This window comes from Paenibacillus alginolyticus DSM 5050 = NBRC 15375, from assembly GCF_000422905.1.
GTDB lineage: Bacteria > Bacillota > Bacilli > Paenibacillales > NBRC-103111 > Paenibacillus_E > Paenibacillus_E alginolyticus.
Genome location: NZ_AUGY01000087.1, coordinates 16,947 through 35,005, shown reverse-complemented (window position 1 = coordinate 35,005; position 18,059 = coordinate 16,947). Strand labels below are relative to the sequence as shown.

General features: G+C 46.8%; 18 protein-coding genes. All 18 read right to left on the bottom strand.

Going from position 1 to position 18,059, the window contains the following annotated elements:
• Positions 1–248 precede the first annotated feature (248 nt).
• Entirely contained in the window at positions 249–1,745 is a 1,497-nt protein-coding gene (lysS, locus tag G519_RS0129960; RefSeq protein WP_029197806.1) for a lysine--tRNA ligase, read from the bottom strand.
• 87 nt (positions 1,746–1,832) lie between these two features.
• The gene (gene greA / locus G519_RS0129955) at positions 1,833–2,309 is read right to left on the bottom strand and encodes a transcription elongation factor GreA (protein ID WP_029197805.1); all 477 of its coding nucleotides are present in this window, start codon (positions 2,307–2,309) and stop codon (positions 1,833–1,835) included.
• Positions 2,310–2,530: 221 nt separating this feature from the next.
• Positions 2,531–3,535, bottom strand: coding sequence for a tRNA dihydrouridine synthase DusB (gene dusB, locus G519_RS0129950; RefSeq protein ID WP_029197804.1), 1,005 nt, complete (start codon positions 3,533–3,535; stop codon positions 2,531–2,533).
• A gap of 17 nt (positions 3,536–3,552) precedes the next feature.
• A complete protein-coding gene (locus G519_RS0129945) occupies positions 3,553–3,765 on the bottom strand; it encodes a helix-turn-helix domain-containing protein (protein WP_029197803.1) in 213 nt (70 codons plus the stop codon).
• The gene (gene folK, locus G519_RS0129940) at positions 3,747–4,262 is read right to left on the bottom strand and encodes a 2-amino-4-hydroxy-6-hydroxymethyldihydropteridine diphosphokinase (protein WP_029197802.1); all 516 of its coding nucleotides are present in this window, start codon (positions 4,260–4,262) and stop codon (positions 3,747–3,749) included. The genes G519_RS0129945 and folK overlap by 19 nt, the downstream gene beginning before the upstream one ends.
• Positions 4,259–4,627, bottom strand: a complete 369-nt coding sequence (gene folB, locus G519_RS0129935) for a dihydroneopterin aldolase (RefSeq protein WP_029197801.1) — start codon at positions 4,625–4,627, stop codon at positions 4,259–4,261. Before folB ends, folK begins: the two co-directional genes overlap by 4 nt.
• Positions 4,628–4,645: 18 nt before the next feature.
• Positions 4,646–5,470 carry a dihydropteroate synthase gene (gene folP / locus G519_RS0129930; protein WP_029197800.1) on the bottom strand — a complete coding sequence of 275 codons (825 nt, stop codon included), beginning with the start codon at positions 5,468–5,470 and terminating at the stop codon, positions 4,646–4,648.
• 29 nt (positions 5,471–5,499) lie between these two features.
• The gene (gene pabC / locus G519_RS0129925) at positions 5,500–6,357 is read right to left on the bottom strand and encodes an aminodeoxychorismate lyase (protein ID WP_029197799.1); all 858 of its coding nucleotides are present in this window, start codon (positions 6,355–6,357) and stop codon (positions 5,500–5,502) included.
• A gap of 3 nt (positions 6,358–6,360) precedes the next feature.
• A complete protein-coding gene (gene pabA, locus G519_RS0129920; RefSeq protein WP_029197798.1) occupies positions 6,361–6,942 on the bottom strand; it encodes an aminodeoxychorismate/anthranilate synthase component II in 582 nt (193 codons plus the stop codon).
• A 33-nt stretch (positions 6,943–6,975) separates the two neighbouring features.
• Complete coding sequence (locus tag G519_RS0129915) at positions 6,976–8,535, bottom strand: anthranilate synthase component I family protein (RefSeq protein ID WP_029197797.1); 1,560 nt, start codon at positions 8,533–8,535, stop codon at positions 6,976–6,978.
• Positions 8,536–8,651: 116 nt separating this feature from the next.
• A complete protein-coding gene (gene cysK, locus G519_RS0129910; RefSeq protein WP_029197796.1) occupies positions 8,652–9,593 on the bottom strand; it encodes a cysteine synthase A in 942 nt (313 codons plus the stop codon).
• Between the two features lie 113 nt (positions 9,594–9,706).
• Positions 9,707–10,657, bottom strand: a complete 951-nt coding sequence (locus G519_RS0129905) for a peptidyl-prolyl cis-trans isomerase (RefSeq protein WP_029197795.1) — start codon at positions 10,655–10,657, stop codon at positions 9,707–9,709.
• Positions 10,658–10,693: 36 nt separating this feature from the next.
• Positions 10,694–11,560, bottom strand: a complete 867-nt coding sequence (gene hslO / locus G519_RS0129900) for an Hsp33 family molecular chaperone HslO (RefSeq protein WP_029197794.1) — start codon at positions 11,558–11,560, stop codon at positions 10,694–10,696.
• A gap of 23 nt (positions 11,561–11,583) precedes the next feature.
• Entirely contained in the window at positions 11,584–12,348 is a 765-nt protein-coding gene (locus G519_RS0129895; RefSeq protein WP_029197793.1) for a type III pantothenate kinase, read from the bottom strand.
• Positions 12,345–13,214 (bottom strand): carboxylating nicotinate-nucleotide diphosphorylase, encoded by an 870-nt coding sequence (nadC, locus tag G519_RS0129890; RefSeq protein WP_029197792.1) that lies wholly within the window; start codon positions 13,212–13,214, stop codon positions 12,345–12,347. Before nadC ends, G519_RS0129895 begins: the two co-directional genes overlap by 4 nt.
• A 1-nt stretch (position 13,215) precedes the next feature.
• Positions 13,216–14,826 carry an L-aspartate oxidase gene (nadB, locus tag G519_RS0129885; protein ID WP_029197791.1) on the bottom strand — a complete coding sequence of 537 codons (1,611 nt, stop codon included), beginning with the start codon at positions 14,824–14,826 and terminating at the stop codon, positions 13,216–13,218.
• A 120-nt stretch (positions 14,827–14,946) separates the two neighbouring features.
• Entirely contained in the window at positions 14,947–15,885 is a 939-nt protein-coding gene (gene nadA / locus G519_RS0129880; RefSeq protein WP_029197790.1) for a quinolinate synthase NadA, read from the bottom strand.
• A 212-nt stretch (positions 15,886–16,097) separates the two neighbouring features.
• Positions 16,098–18,050: an ATP-dependent zinc metalloprotease FtsH gene (gene ftsH / locus G519_RS0129875; RefSeq protein ID WP_029197789.1), complete on the bottom strand. Its 1,953-nt coding sequence runs from the start codon at positions 18,048–18,050 to the stop codon at positions 16,098–16,100.
• Positions 18,051–18,059: the final 9 nt, after the last annotated feature.

Genomic DNA, 18,059 nt, shown 5'->3' with positions numbered 1-18,059 from the left:
GTGCTTACTCACTCGTTGTTCAGTTTTCAAAGATCAATTTCTCTTGTTCAACCTGCTCTCTTTCGAAAGCCGGAAGACCAATATACCATACTGAGAATTACTTTGCAACTCATTTTTATAAGTTGTTTTTGTTAAGCTCTTTAATGTCTCAGCGGCAACTTTTATAAGATACCACAGTCGCCATGGAGATTGCAAGTACTATTTTAAAAAGTTTCGAGACACCAATCGGTGCCTCGAAACGCAAGCTATTATTCTCCTTGACGTTCACGCATAAGCGGAAACAGCAGTACATCACGAATAGACGGTGCATTCGTCAATAGCATAACCAAACGGTCAATTCCTATTCCTAAACCACCTGTTGGAGGCATGCCATATTCAAGCGCACGAATGAAGTCCTCATCCATCTCATGTGCCTCGTCATTGCCTTGCTCTTTCTCACGAAGTTGAGCTTCAAAACGCTCTCTTTGATCAATAGGATCGTTAAGCTCTGTAAATGCATTGGCATGCTCACGCGCTACAATAAAGAGTTCGAAGCGATCCGTGAAGCGCGGATCCTCGGGGTTCTTTTTGGCAAGAGGTGAAATTTCTAGAGGATGTCCGTAAATAAAAGTCGGCTGAATTAATGTCTCTTCAACAAATGTTTCGAAGAACTGATTCACAATATGGCCGAATGTCATATGCGGCTCCACTTGTACATGATGCTCTTTGGCCAAGCGATGAGCTTCCTCGTTCGACATCTGAACGTTAAAGTCCACGCCCTTGACTTCTTTAATGGCATCCACCATGGATACACGTCTCCAGCCAACAGCTAAATTGACCTCGTGATCACCATAAGGAACCGTTGTACTACCAAGAACCTCTTGCGCAATATGTGCAATAAGCTCCTCTGTAAGCTTCATGATGTCTTTATAGTCAGCATAAGCCTCATAAAGCTCAATCATTGTGAACTCTGGATTGTGACGTGTAGAGATCCCTTCGTTACGGTATACTCGTCCAATTTCGTACACTTTTTCTAATCCACCAACAATCAGACGCTTCAAATGAAGCTCAATCGCAATACGCATGTGCAGTTGCATATCTAAAGCATTATGATGCGTATTAAATGGACGCGCAGACGCTCCACCTGCTACGGAGTGTAGCGTAGGTGTCTCAACTTCTAAATAACCCAGTGAATCTAAGTAGCGACGCATGGACTGAATAATACGGGAACGAAGAATAAATGTCTGCTGAACGTCTTGATTCATAATCAAATCAACATAACGTTGGCGATAGCGCAGTTCTACATCACTAAGACCATGAAATTTATCCGGCAGCGGAAGCAAGGATTTGGTCAAAACCTCAAGCGATTTCACTTTAATAGAAGTTTCCCCGGTTTTTGTTTTGAAAACAACGCCCTGAACCCCAACCATATCGCCTAGATCCAGAAGATCGAAGGCTTGGTATTTGTTCGCGTCTAGTGCATCTTCACGCACATAGATTTGAATTTTGCCTGTAATGTCTTGGAGATGTGCGAAGCTGGCTTTACCCATGCCTCTTTTTTGCATAATACGTCCAGCGATACTGACCTCATGCTGCTCAGCATCCAACTCTTCTTTGGTTTTGTCTTGGTAAGCTGTAAGGATTTCTTTGGTTGAATGCGTCCTTACGTACTTGCTGCCAAACGGATCGACTCCTAGACCGCGAAGCTCGTCCAATTTATTACGGCGAATGACGAGCAATTCGTTCAATTCCAATTCCTGGCTCATGCTTTCATCTCCTACTTATTAGTAAAGGGTGCTAAAACCGGAAAAAAGCTTCCGAAAGGAAGCTTTCCAAAGGAATGCGGCTGCACGCTACTTTTTAATATCAATAATTTGATACTGAATGACGCCAGCAGGAACAGTAACGTCAACGTTCGCGCCCCTTTGTTTACCTAAAATAGCTCTACCTACAGGGCTTTCATTGGAAATCTTATTCATCAACGGATCGGATTCCGCCGTACCTACGATGTTATATTCAACCAAATCACCGAATTCCAAGTCCTTCAGCGTTACGATTGAGCCAACACTCACAGTGTTGGTATCGACATCATCGTTATTAATAATACGCGCATTGCGCAGCAATTTTTCTAAAGTAATGATTCTGCCTTCAATAAAAGCTTGTTCGTTCTTCGCGTCTTCGTACTCTGAGTTCTCACTGATATCGCCATATCCGATGGCAACCTTGATTCTCTCAGCAACTTCCCGGCGCTTCACTGATTTCAGATGCTCAAGCTCATCTTCGAGCTTTCTTAAACCTTCTGGTGTAAGAATGACCTCTTTTTCAGCCATTTCCAACTGATCTCCCGTCATGTGAAAGATTTTCATATCGTTGAATCGATGCTTCCTGCTAGGAGTTGGGTCTTAAAAGAGCTGATTCAAGTAGTATGAATTCACGTTTCTTAAATAAGTTAGTTGCTCGTTTGTCTTTCAATATATGCAGGAACACATTAATATTGACTGATTATATTGCAACGGTTTCAAAATGTCAATCTCAACCATAGCTGCATTTTTTATTGAAGTACGGCTGATTCTTCATTTGTAGGCGATGCTAGATGCTCGACATAATCATTCAGCGCTCGCACCATTTCATCACGCTTCAACATCTCCATAATCGCATCCTTCACACGAGCCGCTCCTGTCATACCTTTAAGGTACCAGGCCATGTGCTTGCGCATCTCTTTCACAGCCACATGTTCACCTTTGAGAGCAATAAGTCGGTCCATGTGTAAGATCGCGATACGGATCTTCTCTTCTGGTGTAGGCTCCGGCGGTAATTCGCCATTGGCCAGGTATTGCACGGTACGGTAAAGCATCCAAGGGTTGCCTAACGCGCCGCGCCCAATCATTACGCCATCTACACCCGTATGGTCTAACATACGTTTTGCATCCTCAGGTGTCACAACATCTCCGTTGCCGATGACGGGAATCGACAGAGCTTGCTTAACATCACGAATGATGTCCCAATCTGCTTTACCTGTATACAGCTGCTCCCGCGTACGACCGTGAACGCTTACTGCGCTTCCGCCGCCTCTTTCGACAGCTTTAGCATTTTCTATCGCATAAATGTGCTCGGAATCCCAGCCGATACGCATCTTCACTGTTACTGGTTTGCTAACTGCCGCAACAACGGTCGCGATCATTTCTTCGATTTTCTCTGGTTGGAGCAGCCATCTTGCACCCGCGTCACACTTCGTGATTTTCGGTACTGGACAGCCCATATTTATATCAATAATATCTGCATTCGTTTGTTGGTCAACGATTCTAGCCGCTTGTACAAGCGTCTCAGTATCGCCACCGAAGATTTGCAGACTTAACGGTTTTTCTCGATCATCAACATAAAGCATTTCCATCGAGCGGGAATTCCCGTGAACAATGGCTTTATCACTAACCATTTCTGCACAGACTAGACCTGTACCAAATTCTTTGGCAATGAGTCGGAACGCAGGGTTGCATACACCCGCCATTGGGGCTAGCACGACTTTATTGGGAGCTTCGACATTTCCTATTTTCAGCACCGAAGATTCCACTCCTCTCATCTCGCAACCGCTGCGACTAACTCATCCGGTTCAATATTCAGGACTTGCGAGATTTTATTTATTATTTTGGTGTCCGGTTTACGTGTACCTCTTTCAATAGCACCTAAGATGGCAATCGACACACCGAGTAAATCGGCTAATTCGTTCTGCGTGTACCCTTTTAACTTACGAAAAGCGCGTATACGCTGAGCTACAGAGCTTTTTTCCATAGGATGACGCCTTCCTTTCCTTCCAGTTTCTCCAAATGCGCGGAGATGAATTCAAATGCAGCATCTTGTCGCTTGTAGAGAACCTCAGTGAGAGGAACTAATACAAAAGCCCGCTCATGCATCCGCGGATGCGGAATGATCAAGTCGGGGGTTGTAAGCTGATGGTCGCCGTATAGGAGTAAATCCAAATCGATCGTTCTCGGGCCCCAGCGCAAATCGCGCGTTCGACCCAGTCTTTTCTCGATGGCAAGCATAGTGAACAACAACTCTCTAGCAGGTAAAACCGTGATGATTTGAATAACCATATTAAGAAAAGCAGATTGATCTACATAGCCAATCGGTTCGGTTTCGTAGATGCTTGACAATCCAGTCACTGTTATGCCCGATTCCTGATTCAGCGCTGTAATCGCATCCTGCAAATAGTGTTCACGATCATCTATATTGGATCCCAATGCGACATAAGCTATCGTGCCTTGTTCTTGTTCTTCGGCTGTCATTCATTTGCCCGCTTTCGGTTAATCTCTACAGTTACCCCGTCAAAAAAAACGGCAAAGGGCGGATGCGGCTTAATGACGCGAACCGTCACTTCATTGATACTAGTATAAGTATGCAGAAGCTCGGATGCAATATTTTCTGCTAAAGCTTCAATTAATTTGTAAGTACGGCCTTCCACAATCTCTTTGACTTTGAAAAATACTTCTCCGTAATTAACCGTATCATTCAGATGATCCGACTTGCCGGGCTTGTTTAGCGGAAGCATAAGCTCTACATCTACATAAAAGCGTTGACCAAGCTTATTCTCTTCCGGAAAAACACCATGATTACCAAAGAACTGCATGCGGGAGAGCGTTATTTTATCCAATGTAAGAGCCTCCAATGTTTAGGTTAACTGCGAATGAATGATAGCATCTGTCATAACTGCCAAACGTTTCATCGCTTGAATATCGTGGACTCTGATCATCCCACAGCCTTGGGCAATTCCAAGCACCACGGTCGATGCCGTACCTTCCAAACGTTCTTCAGGAGGCAGACCCAGCGTTAGGCCAATGACGCTTTTGCGGGATGTTCCTAAAAGGACGGGATATCCGAGGTCTACGATCGTACGCAGATTGTTCATGAGGAACAAATTCTGCTCGTAGGATTTGGCAAATCCGATACCCGGGTCCAAAATGATCCGCTCTTCCCGAACGCCAACTTCTCTGGCTTGATTCGCATAGAGCTGTAAGTCAGTAGTAACATCTCGAAGAAAATCAGTATAGGTCGGATTCACACGATTATGCGTGATAATAAACGGACAATCGTAGCTGGCCGCAACCTCTGCCATTCGAACGTCGGCTTGGCCGCCCCAAACATCGTTGATGATATGTGCCCCGGCTTCTAATGCTTGCTTGGCGACCTCTGCTTTGTAAGTATCTATAGAAATAGGAACGTTAACTTCCTTACTTAGTGCCTCAATGACCGGAATTACCCGTTGCAGCTCTTCTTCTTGTGTGACCTTGGCAAAACCCGGTCGGGTCGATTCTCCCCCGATATCAATGATGTCAGCGCCTTCCGCCACCATTTGGCGAGCTCTGCGCACCGCATCTTCAATCCTAATGTAATTCCCACCGTCCGAGAAGGAGTCTGGTGTTACGTTTAATATGCCCATAATGATCGTCCGATCACCAATGGGCAGCTCATGTCCTCTGCAGGATAACACTTTCATTACCGTTCACTTCCTGTTGTTATCAAATGTTAGTTATAAAGCTCGCTTAGTTGGCGGGTTATCGGACCTACGACACCATTTCCAATAGCGTGAGATTGTCCACTGGGTGTGAACAGTGTCGTAATGGGTACGATCTCTTGTATGGAATTAACGAGAAACACCTCATCGGCTTCCATAAGATCTTCCCATCGGTATTGGCCGTTCAATGTGGGAATCTGCTGCTGCTGTGCCAGCTGTAACACATAGGCCCTTGTGATGCCAGGTAATATGCCTGTATCCAGCGATGGCGTATAGCAGGCACTATCTTTTATGAAAAAGATGTTGCTCACAATGCCCTCAGCTAAGTAGCCTTCTTCGGTCAGCATCAGGCCTTCAGCGCCAGTCGCCCAGGCATACTGCTGCAGCTCTCTTTTCGCCAAGATATTATTCATGTAGTGAAAAGACTTGAATCGGTACAAACCTTCCGGCGTATTACGAGGCAGCTTCAGCAGCTGCAGCGCTTTACCGTGTGCATAGGTCTTCTCGTCCCTCGGTGGAAGCGGCTTGATGTAAATGATCTCTGTAGGGTTTTGGTAGACACCTGATGGCAGCCCAAGAATATCAGTTCCCGCCGAAACGGAATATCGGATATATGCATCCTCGAGTTTATTGGCCCCAAGCAGTCCATCAATCAGACGCTGAATGTGTGCGTGGTCAGGCTCGTAGTCAATCCCTAGCTCACGACAGCCCTCCGATAGTCGCCGAAGATGCTCGGGCAGCAGGAAAGGTTCTTTGTTATAGGTGCGAAATGTCTCAAAAAGGCCAAGGCCGTAAAGAAAGCCGTGATCGTAAACCGAGACCACAGCTTCCTTATCATCCGTTAAAATCCCGCCCACACTAATAATCATAGATTAAACTCCTGCTTTAGCCGTGCGGCGAAGAAAGTTTCGCAGGATCTGATGACCGTGCTGAGAAATAATCGATTCTGGGTGGAACTGCACACCTTCAATCGGATATTCCTTATGGCGCAATGCCATAATTTCACCTTCTGCTGTACGCGCACTTACTTCCAAGCAATCAGGAAGCGTCTCGGTTTTCACAATCAAGGAATGATAGCGAGTCGCTATAAAAGGGGATGGCAGCCCTTCGAATAAGGTTTTACCATCATGGAAAATCTCCGAGGTTTTACCATGCATTAAACGCTCTGCGCGAATGACGTCGCCGCCAAAAGCTTGACCGATCGATTGATGGCCTAGGCAGACGCCGAAGATAGGGATTTTGCCTTTGAAATGGTCGATGAGTGATAAGCTAATTCCGGCTTCATTCGGCGTGCAAGGACCCGGAGATATTAAAATATGATCCGGCGCCAAAGCCTCAACGCCAGCTAAATCAATTTCGTCATTGCGACGAACGACGACTTCTTCCCCGATCTCCCCCAAATATTGGACGAGGTTGTACGTAAACGAATCATAATTATCAATCACTAAAATCATTCTAAGCTCCCCTTTCGTCAGCCCTGCTAGGGCTTAAGCTCGGCTCATGCTCCGCTCGCTATATTCTATCGCTTTCCACATTGCTTTGGCTTTATTCAAGGATTCAATGTACTCACGTTCAGGTATGGAATCAATGACGATTCCCGCCCCTGCTTGAATGTGGCCCATCCCTTGAACAGCTACAAGCGTCCGTATAATAATATTAAATTCCATATTTCCATTATAGTCAATCCATCCCATGGATCCTGTATAGGGTCCGCGACGAACCGGCTCTAATTCTTCAATAATTTCCATTGTGCGAACCTTTGGAGCGCCTGTGATCGTACCTCCAGGGAAGGTTGCCGCAATGACATCATAAGCATCCTTCCCTTCTGCGAGCTCGCCGACGACTTCCGAGACGATGTGCATCACATGGGAGTAGTATTCGATGACCATGAAGTCTTTCACATGGACGGAGCCGTACTTCGAGATGCGGCCAAGGTCGTTGCGCTCCAGATCGACCAGCATGACGTGCTCGGCGCGCTCTTTGTCATTGTCGATGAGCTCGCCGGCCAGGCGCAGGTCATCCTGCTCGTCCTTGCCGCGCGGGCGCGTGCCAGCGATAGGACGCGTCCGCAGGACGCCGTCCTCGAGCTGCACGAGCAGCTCCGGCGAGCCGGAGACGAGGGCGAAGCCTGCGAAGCGCAGCAAGCCCATGTATGGCGAGGGATTGACGATGCGCAGCGCCTCGTAGATCTCCTCCGGCGTCGTGCGCAGCTGCCGGCTCTGTCTAACGGATAAGTTGACTTGGAACACGTCACCTTGGGAGATGTAGGCTTGAATGCGCTGCACCGCCGCGATGTAGTCGGCTTTGCCGAAGGCAGGCTGGATGCCTGCGATGCTCTCGACGTCGATGTGCAGCTGCTCGCGGGCGATCGACGGTTGGTCTGCACCGCTCAGGTGCGAGCCTGACCAGCTGCTGGAGCGGATCGCATGCCAGCGTGCGAGCATCGCCTCGGCCTCAGCGTGCGCTTGTGCGTAAAGCTGCCGAAGATAGACGTCATCGGCTGCTCGGCTCTTCTCAAGCGGCATATGCACCGCAATGTACAGGCTCTTATCGATATGATCCAGGGTCCAAACTTGATCATACATAGCGAAGCTATAATCCGGAATCGGCAAGTCATTTGCCGCTTTCTCCGGAAGCTTCTCAATGGTGCGGATCACGTCATAGCTCCAATAACCTACACAGCCGCCAAGAAACTTAGAGGCTCCTTCGACTTTGGGGCTTTGATAAGCTGACATCCATTGCTTCACAATGTCGAGCGGTTTGCCATGCAAGTGTGAAACTTGAGGTTTACCCTTATCCATTTGGTTGATAAGGGTAACTTCTGCATCCAACCCATTTCCATGAACCGTAGAAAACGGCTGTAAACCGAAGCACGTGTAACGCCCGCCTTTGCCGCTTTCTAGGACAAAGGAATCAGGCGCGGCTACTTTCCACGCTTCTTGCCAAGAAGCGATCCGGTCGTCGGCAAGACCCAATTTAATCACATAAGGCAGCATCGTGTACGTGGAGGACCAATTACGCCACTGCTCTATTGTTGTTAGGATCATATTTGCCCTCCTTCCTGTGACATCCGATGATTAGTTGTCCATTAGTATACTCCAACCTCACACAGAAAAAAAGCCCCCAGCTGCAGCAGCTGGAGGCACGTTCGTAGCAAGTAATCTTATTGCTCTTCGAATTGATACAGTGGCGTAGAAAGGTAACGTTCACCGTTACTTGGAATCACAGCAACTACACGTTTGCCTGCGCCAAGTTCTTTAGCAACTTTAAGTGCTGCAAAAATCGCTGCACCTGAAGAGATACCACCAAGGATACCTTCTTCTTTGGCTACACGGCGTGAAGTTTCGAAAGCATCTTCGTTTTCTACGGCAATAATTTCGTCGTAGATGCTTGTGTTCAGAATATCTGGAACAAAGCCTGCGCCGATACCTTGAATTTTATGAGGACCTGGCTTGCCTCCGGAAAGTACCGGGGATGCAGCTGGTTCAACGGCATAAATCTTGATGTTCGGGAAGTTTTCTTTCAGCACGCCACCTGCGCCTGTAATGGTTCCGCCCGTACCGATACCCGAAATGAATGCGTCCAATTTGCCATCATGAGCATTAATCGCTTCAACGATTTCCGGACCTGTTGTTTCACGATGAACCTTCACGTTGGCTAGGTTTTTGAATTGTTGCGGGATGAAGTAGGAAGGATTCTCTGCTTGAAGCTCCTCCGCACGTTTGATCGCACCCTTCATTCCTTCTGCTCCTGGCGTCAGAACCAACTGAGCCCCATAGGCACGAAGCAGGTTACGTCTCTCCAAAGACATCGTTTCTGGCATAACCAGAATCGCTTTATATCCTTTTGCTGCTGCTACTAAAGCTATTCCGATTCCTGTGTTACCGCTAGTTGGCTCAATAATCGTATCGCCCGGCTTCAATTTACCTTCTTGCTCAGCCACTTCAATCATGGAGATGGCAATACGGTCTTTTACGCTGGCACCTGGATTTTGGTACTCGAGTTTCACATAAATCTCTGCGCTTCCTTCCGGAACAACGCGGTTTAAACGAACAAGCGGTGTATCGCCAATCAAATCCGTAATGCTTTGTACTAATCTTGCCATACTTTTTTCCCCTCCAGGTTAAATAATCGATGATTTCCGAGTTAATTAGTCGGTATTAATATATTCATATTATCAATGCATTTACTGGTTGTCAACCACATTTTCACAGAATGTCACCGGAACTGAGGGTCTAGAATGCTAACCTTCCACTTCTCTCGAAGTTGCTTCACATAATCCTTGAGAGGCGGTGCTTCATGAAGCGCCAGCTCTCTTCGCACATTTTCACGAACGAAAGCAAGATCGGGATTTACTTTTTCACGCCGATTCTTCAGCTTCACAATCGCGAACCCCTGAGGCAGAGGGACGGGCTTACTCACTTCTCCAACCTTCAAGAGTTTCGCCGTTTCAAGAACGGGAGCAGCAACAAAGGGGTCATCTCCTTCAATCCAACCCAAATCACCGCCGGAGTTATTGGTCGCATCATCTAGGGAACGATCCCTGGCAAGGGTCGCAAAACTCTCTCCTTTCGCCAGTTCCGCAAGGACTTTATTCGCTTGATCCTTGGTTGACACGATAATCTGAAGAATATTATATTCGGTAATTTGCTTGAATTCATCGGCGTGAGTCTTCATATAGTCTTCTACCTGAGCATCCGTTATCTGAATATGTTTGGTTGCGAGCTTCTCGAGTAACAATTTATTGGTTACATCTTCTTTAATTTCTTGCTCTGACAAACCTAACTGACTTTTCATGGATGCATAAAATTGTTGCTCGCTCTCATAACCTTGCTGCATCCGTTTCAACTCACGGTTAATCTCCGCGCTTCCAATCGAAGTCCCTGTCTCGTTTCCTTCCAAACGTATCACTTCACGATCCAACATTTGACCCAGCAGTTCGGCCCCATAATGATGTTCAAGAGCCGTTTGAAGCTCCAAAATGGTCATCTCACGATCTCCAATTTTGGCGACTACCCGATCATTCTTCTGCTCACCCTGCTTCTCAGGTTTTGGTGATTGACTTGATTCTGATTGGTTTATGGTATGGGTGACCAGCAAGGATGCGAGCACGAGATTACCTACAGCCATCACGATAATGACTCCCCACAATCGCTTCACGTTCTGCATCCTGACTCCCTCTTTACATCTATAATGCTGCTTGCTCTATTGTTCAATCATCTGCTTCAAATCATCTTCGTTGAAACGATAAGCTTCATTGCAGAAATGACAAACGACTTCAGCAAACCCTTCATCTTCAAGAATTTCTTGCAGCTCTGTTTTCCCTAAAGAAATAAGCGTTGTTTCAACTCTTTCACGGCTGCATTTACAGCGGAACATGACATCCATCTGATCGAGCTTTTGGAAAGATGGAAGGATAGTTTGAAGGATTTCCTCTAAATTCAAACCCCCGCCGAGCATATTCGTGAAGGATGGAATCCGAGCGAGCATCTCTTCAATTTCCCCAATTTCATCATTTGTTAATCCTGGGAGCAATTGAATAACGAATCCGCCTGAGGCCAGAATGGAGTGATCCGTATTGACCAATACTCCCAGCGCTACAGCTGAAGGCGTTTGTTCAGACATGGCAAAATAATACGTGAAATCTTCAGCCAATTCTCCTGAAATGAGAGGAACGCTGCCTTTATATGGCTCTTTCATGCCTAAATCTTTCGTTATGTACAAAAATCCATCTGTTCCCACTGCAGCAGCAACATCAAGCTTCCCATTCTCCTTAAGGGGAGGATCGACTAACGGATTATCAACATAACCGCGTACTTCACCTTTCGCATTCGCATCGACCACAATTTGCCCGATGGGTCCATCGCCTTTAACTTGAACAATGAGATGCTCTTCTCCCTTGAGCATGGCTGCAATGAGAAGCCCTCCAGCTGCCGTTCTTCCTAATGCGGCCGTAGCTGTTGGTGTGGTTTGATGTCTTCGGCTAAGTTCTTCTGTGAGGACAGTCGTTTCCACGGCAAAAGCGCGAACTTTTCCGCCCAGCGCCGTTCCTCTAATCAAGTAATCGCCCATGTTAAATCCTTTCCTTAAACAGCTTATGCATTTTTCTCATAAATCATTTGTAGACCTTGCAAAGTGAGCAGTGGATTGACGATCTGAATCGTACGAGATTCACTGGAAATGAGCTCCGCAAGACCACCCGTCGCAATAACTGTCGGATTGACATTAAATTCTTGAATGACACGTTCAACAATTCCATCAACTTGGCCTACATATCCGAAAATAATCCCTGCCTGCATCGCCGCTACGGTATTACGGCCGACGACACTCTTCGGTTTGACCAGCTCGATGCGAGGCAGCTTCGCCGCCTTCTGATATAAGGCTTCCGTTGAGATCCCGATTCCCGGTGCAATCGCACAGCCAACTAGCTGCTGGGAGGGATCAATATAGTCGTATGTGGTGGCCGTTCCGAAATCAACAATGATACAAGGAGCCCCGTAGAGCTCAAGAGCCGCAACAGCATTAACAATGCGATCAGCACCGACCTCTTTGGGATTGTCTACACGTACGTTCAGACCTGTCTTAATGCCTGGACCAACGATGAATGGCGTCCTTTTCAAATAGTGTAAGCAAAGGTTTTCCATTACATTCATAAGCGGAGGAACAACGGAAGAGACAATTACTCCTTCTACCTGCGCAAACGAGATGCCTGAGTGTTGAAAAAGGCTGTGCAACTGCATCCCATACTCATCAACTGTCGCTGAGCGGTTCGTGCTAACCCGCCAGTGATGTAGGAGTGTCCGCTCTTGGTAGAGGCCGAGCACAATGTTCGTATTCCCAACATCGATAACGAGAATCATAGTGCTGTCTCCTTCCGCTCATTCAGATCTAATGAGATATCAAGCGCTGCAACCGAGTACGTCAAACGCCCAACGGAGATCACATCAACGCCTGTTTCCGCCATCGCTTTAATAGTCTGAGGTGTCACAGAACCTGAGCCCTCTACTACAATATGCGGTGCTTTACTTTTAATTATGGAAACTGCTTCTTTCATCTTCGCAGGAATCATATTATCGAGCATAATGATATCCGCTCCAGCCGCTAATGCTTCGTGCAGCTGGTCAAAATTCTCGACCTCCACCTCAATCTTCATCGTGTGGGGGATCTGTTGTCGAGCCGCTTGTACAGCTTGTGTGATGCCGCCCGAACCTTTGATATGATTATCTTTAATCATTACAGCATCGTACAGTCCAAATCGGTGATTATGACCGCCACCAACTCGTACAGCATACTTCTCAAGCAGTCTGTGACCCGGCGTCGTCTTCCGTGTATCGACAAGTCTTGTCGGTACGCCTTCTAAAGCATCGACAAACTCACGAGTCTTAGTCGCAATTCCTGATAGTCGCTGCATCAAATTCAGGCTTAAGCGTTCACCTAGCAGAATACTGCGCGTATTGCCTTCCACTTCAGCTAGTATGGTCCCTTTATTAACAGACGATCCTTCAACTACTTTAGTTTCAAATCGAAGAGAAGCATCGACCACAGCAAAAACTTCTTGGGCGATTCGAAGTCCACAGACAATTCCGTCTTCTTTGACGTGGATAATCCCTTTGGACGCATGTTCCAAAGGGATCGTTGTCAGAGTTGTGACATCGCCGGTTCCAATATCTTCTTCCAGCCAAAGCCGAATATGTTTACGAATGAGTTCCATATTTAAATCCAGCATGTTAAATCCACTCCTCGATGCTATCTTCCCCGCGCTTAAAAACAATATGCTTCTTCCATGCCTTATCATCTCGTCCAGGGAAATCTTCCCGGTAATGACCGCCACGACTTTCCTCGCGCGCTAAAGCAGCGGTTGTCGTTAGAAGCGCACAATTGAGTAAATTTGCAAACTCATAATCTTCTCGTTTCGTCATCAAAGAACCGAAGATAGAGAGTTGTCTTGCCAATTCATCATACCCTTTTTGTAAGCCTTTGGCTGAGCGTTTCAGTCCTGCGTAACGCAGCATAACCTTTTGCAGCTTAAGCTTTTTCTCGACAACGGCCTGATTCGAGATTTCCGTTCTTGGCGCTTTTGATTCAGCTCGTATTTGAATGTTTCCTTCCAAAGGAGGAAGCTCTTGAATACGTTCAATAATTCTTCTACCGAACACAATGGCTTCAGATAAGGAGTTACTCGCTAAACGATTAGCGCCATGTACACCTGTAGAAGACACTTCCCCGCATGCGAAAAGACGGCGGACAATCGTTTCTCCATGTAGATCTGTCTTGACGCCGCCCATCATATAATGAGCCGCGGGAGCTACCGGAATCCAGTCGGTACTCATATCTAGACCGTAATTGAGGCAATACTCATATATCGTCGGGAATCGATGTTTAATTAACTCTTCGGATTCGTGCGTAATGTCGATATAAACGAAAGTCGATTTGCAATTCTCCATCTCGTCGACAATAGCACGGGCTACGACATCCCTAGGCGCTAGCTCAAGCTGGGGATGGTAACGCTCCATGAAGCGCTCCCCCTTGATATTGCGAAGATAAGCCCCTTCACCGCGCACCGCTTCCGAGATCAGGAACCGCGGAGCGCCTGGGTAGCAAAGCGCCGTAGGGTGGAATTGAATAAATTCCACGTCCTGAATTTGCGCTCCGGCGCGATGAGCAATCGCTATGCCATCGCCTGTGGCGATGTCTGGGTTCGTTGTGTAGCGGAACAGCTGTCCCGCACCACCGGAGCAAAGGATCGTGGCGTTGCCGCGCACAAACACGCGCTGACCGCCAGGTTTCTGTACGAGTACGCCATAGCACTCGCCGTCCTGCGTGATCAGGTCGATCACGAAGTGATCGTCCCAGATCTCAATGTTCGGATCTTGCTTCGTGCGTTCCGAAAGAGCTCGTACAATCTCTGCGCCCGTGGCGTCGCCATGCGCATGCAAAATTCGGCGCTGACTGTGCGCTCCCTCTTTGGTCAAAGCGAACTCCCCGTTCTCAAGATCGAACTGGGTACCCATCCGAATGAGATCCTGAACACCATTAGGCCCTTCATGAACGAGAACGTCAACTGCCTCTGGCGAACAAAGACCAGCACCCGCGATCAGTGTATCCTGCATATGATATTCCGGTGAATCCTCGTCCGATATAACAGCAGCAATTCCGCCTTGTGCATAGCGTGTGTTGCTGTCGAGGAGCGATTTCTTCGTAATCATCAGCACTTTCTTATTTTCACTAGCGCGAAGAGCAGTGAATAAACCTGCAATGCCCGCGCCAATCACAATAACATCTGTATGTACATGAGGAATGGAATCTAAATCTACATCTACGAGGTATCTAGGAATCATGCCGTTTCACCTGTTCTTCACCATTAATAGCTCGCAACGCATAAGGTATCCGATGGATTAATCGAATTCAGGAATGCTTTGCGAGGGTACCCTACCTATTAAACAAGAGAGTAGCGCATGCTACTTTACTTGTAACATGCGCTCTAAGGACAATCTTGCTTTATCGGCTACATCTTCTGGCACATAAATCTCTGGCTGCATCGTTTCAAGACATTTCACAATTTTCTTCAAATTGTTTACTTTCATATTCGGGCATACCAAGTATTTGGTTGCAAAATGGAACTGTTTATCTGGACTATCCAGACGAAGCTGATAGCCCGTTCCATCTTCCGTTCCAACGATAAACTCTTTACATTCGGACTCTTTGCAATATTTGATAATCGCTGTTGTACTACCCACGAAATCTCCCAGTTTCACAACTTCTGGTCGACACTCCGGATGAACAACGAACTGAGCATTCGGGTATTGAGCTCTCATTTCTTCCACATCTTTAACGGTCAGCATATCATGCGTATTGCAATAGCCTTCCCAGATAATTACTTTTTTGCTTGTGAATTTTGATACATAGTCGCCCAAATTTTTATCCGGTACCCAGATGATCTCATCTGAATCGACGGAATTGATGACGTTGATGGCATTCGCCGAAGTACAGCAAATATCCGTTTCTGATTTCACATCAGCAGATGTGTTAATGTAAGCAACAACTTTGGCATTCGGATGCTGGCGTTTCAGAGCACGTAGTCCTTCTACGTTCACCATATCCGCCATCGGGCAGCCTGCACGTTCGTCAGGAATAATAACTGTTTTGTTAGGAGCAAGAATCTTAGCACTTTCCCCCATGAAATGAACGCCACAGAATACAATCACATCAGCATCGGTTTGCGCGGCCTTCTGCGCAAGCAGAAAGGAATCCCCCCGGAAATCGGCAACCTCTTGAACTTCGTCACGTTGATAATAATGAGCAAGAATAATAGCATTCCGTTCTTTCTTTAGCTGCAGCAACCGTTCTTTGAGTTCACGGTTCTGCTCGGCTTTGCGTTCAATAGCTAGAGCTTCCATGGTGCTTCCTCCCCTGTCTGGGACGTAAAATGTACTTCTTGTCTATCTAAAAATAGGATTAACAGTAGTATGATCTAATCGTAATAAAATTAGAGATTTACAACTAATTTACACATTCTCACATCCCCTGTCAATGCGCAAATATGCCGAAAAAACCAGAAAATCCGGGTACACCTGACGTGTACACCGGATTTACGAGTTGCTATTGCTTGTTACTCTTCGGAATGGTCCGAATTGGAATCTTTATCTTTGCTTAACTCCAATTTATTGCTTTCGCTAGATTGGCTTTGCCCTTGAATGTTCACTTTGACTTCTTCGTCATCCGCGCTTGCATTCAATTTGCCTTTCTCTAGAAGCTCGATGATTTCATCTTTATCGAGTGTTTCTTTCTCAAGCAGCGTTTTGGCTACGAGATGAATCTGATCCGCATGCTCCGTAAGCATCGCACGAGCACGATCGTAACAAGTGCGAATGAAGTTTTGCATCTCTTGATCAATCTCATAAGCAATCGCATCACTGTAGTTTTGTTCATGTCCGATATCGCGGCCTAAGAACACTTGGCCTTGCGAGCTGCCAAACTGCATCGGTCCTAGCTTATCGCTCATACCGTATTCCATAATCATGCGACGAACAATGCCCGTTGCTTTCTGGAAGTCACTATAAGCTCCTGTGCCAATCTCTCCGATAAATAATTCTTCGGAAACGCGGCCTCCTAGGAGTCCTGTTACTTTATCCAGCAATTCGTTCTTCGTCTGCATCATGCGATCTTCGCCTTCTTTGGGCAGCATCATGACATAACCGCCAGCGCGTCCGCGCGGAACGATCGTCACTTTGTGCACCATGTCGGCATTCTCGGCATAATAACCAATGATCGCGTGACCGGCTTCATGATAGGCCACAATGCGTTTCTCTGCTTCGCTGATAATCCGACTTTTCTTCTGCGTACCTACAATAATACGGTCAAAAGCTTCCTCGACTTCAGCCATTGAAATATCTTTACGGTTGCGACGGGCAGCAATCAAAGCTGCTTCGTTCAACAGATTCTCGAGATCAGCACCTGTGAATCCAGTTGTGTAGCGAGACAAAGCGTCCAGCTTCACGTCTTTGGCAAGTGGTTTGTTGCGAGCATGTACTTTCAGTACAGCTTCGCGGCCTTTGATGTCTGGACGATCTACCGTGATTTGACGGTCGAAACGGCCTGGACGCAGTAAGGCTGGGTCAAGGATATCTGGGCGGTTCGTTGCAGCAACGATAATGATACCTTCGTTTGCGCCAAAGCCATCCATTTCTACGAGCAATTGATTGAGCGTTTGCTCGCGTTCGTCATGTCCGCCGCCTAAACCAGCGCCACGTTGACGACCTACAGCATCGATCTCATCGATAAAAATGATACATGGTGAGTTCTTCTTCGCGTTCTCGAACAAGTCACGAACACGGGAAGCACCGACACCGACGAACATCTCAACGAAGTCAGAACCCGAAATACTGAAGAATGGTACGCCTGCTTCACCAGCTACAGCTCGTGCAAGAAGGGTTTTACCGGTTCCCGGAGGACCGTTGAGCAGAACCCCTTTAGGAATTCTAGCACCGACAGCTGCGAATTTCCGTGGATCTTTGAGGAATTCGACAACCTCGATTAATTCTTGCTTCTCTTCGTCAGCACCTGCCACGTCTTCAAATGTGACGCGCTTTTTCTCCTCATTATATAAGCGGGCACGGCTTTTGCCGAAGTTCATCACTTTGCCGCCGCCACCTTGAGCCTGATTTAACAGGAAGAAAAACAAGATGAAGATAATGACGAATGGGATGATGGAGGTTAGGAAACTAATCCAAACACTATCCCGTTCCATAGTCTCGTAAGTTTCTGATGGAACGCCATTCGCTTCAATCAACTGAACGACCATAGGCTCGAACGGAGCATGGGTTTCGAAGCTCTTCTTATCAGCACCATTTGGTGGGTTAATATACTTACCTTTAATCAAATATGTGTATCCATCAAACTTTAAGGTCACGGATTCCACATTTTTGTTTACTACCGCTTGGCGGAATTTATCGTAAGTAATTAACTCCTTTTGCTCGTTTTGGGTACTAATGAAATGGACGATACCTACAGTAACCAAAAATATAAGTAAATAAAAGCCGGTATTCCGGATAATTCGATTCATCCCGAGCCT

Coding starts and splice junctions, on each gene's coding strand:
- folP (WP_029197800.1), bottom strand. CDS start 5,470: ATGAAAGTGTTATCCTGCAGAGGACATGAGCTGCCCATTGGTGATCGG.
- G519_RS0129905 (WP_029197795.1), bottom strand. CDS start 10,657: ATGCAGAACGTGAAGCGATTGTGGGGAGTCATTATCGTGATGGCTGTA.
- lysS (WP_029197806.1), bottom strand. CDS start 1,745: ATGAGCCAGGAATTGGAATTGAACGAATTGCTCGTCATTCGCCGTAAT.
- cysK (WP_029197796.1), bottom strand. CDS start 9,593: ATGGCAAGATTAGTACAAAGCATTACGGATTTGATTGGCGATACACCG.
- nadB (WP_029197791.1), bottom strand. CDS start 14,826: ATGATTCCTAGATACCTCGTAGATGTAGATTTAGATTCCATTCCTCAT.
- nadC (WP_029197792.1), bottom strand. CDS start 13,214: ATGCTGGATTTAAATATGGAACTCATTCGTAAACATATTCGGCTTTGG.
- ftsH (WP_029197789.1), bottom strand. CDS start 18,050: ATGAATCGAATTATCCGGAATACCGGCTTTTATTTACTTATATTTTTG.
- G519_RS0129895 (WP_029197793.1), bottom strand. CDS start 12,348: ATGATTCTCGTTATCGATGTTGGGAATACGAACATTGTGCTCGGCCTC.
- nadA (WP_029197790.1), bottom strand. CDS start 15,885: ATGGAAGCTCTAGCTATTGAACGCAAAGCCGAGCAGAACCGTGAACTC.
- folK (WP_029197802.1), bottom strand. CDS start 4,262: ATGACAGCCGAAGAACAAGAACAAGGCACGATAGCTTATGTCGCATTG.
- hslO (WP_029197794.1), bottom strand. CDS start 11,560: ATGGGCGATTACTTGATTAGAGGAACGGCGCTGGGCGGAAAAGTTCGC.
- G519_RS0129915 (WP_029197797.1), bottom strand. CDS start 8,535: ATGATCCTAACAACAATAGAGCAGTGGCGTAATTGGTCCTCCACGTAC.
- pabC (WP_029197799.1), bottom strand. CDS start 6,357: ATGATTATTAGTGTGGGCGGGATTTTAACGGATGATAAGGAAGCTGTG.
- pabA (WP_029197798.1), bottom strand. CDS start 6,942: ATGATTTTAGTGATTGATAATTATGATTCGTTTACGTACAACCTCGTC.
- greA (WP_029197805.1), bottom strand. CDS start 2,309: ATGGCTGAAAAAGAGGTCATTCTTACACCAGAAGGTTTAAGAAAGCTC.
- G519_RS0129945 (WP_029197803.1), bottom strand. CDS start 3,765: ATGGAAAAAAGCTCTGTAGCTCAGCGTATACGCGCTTTTCGTAAGTTA.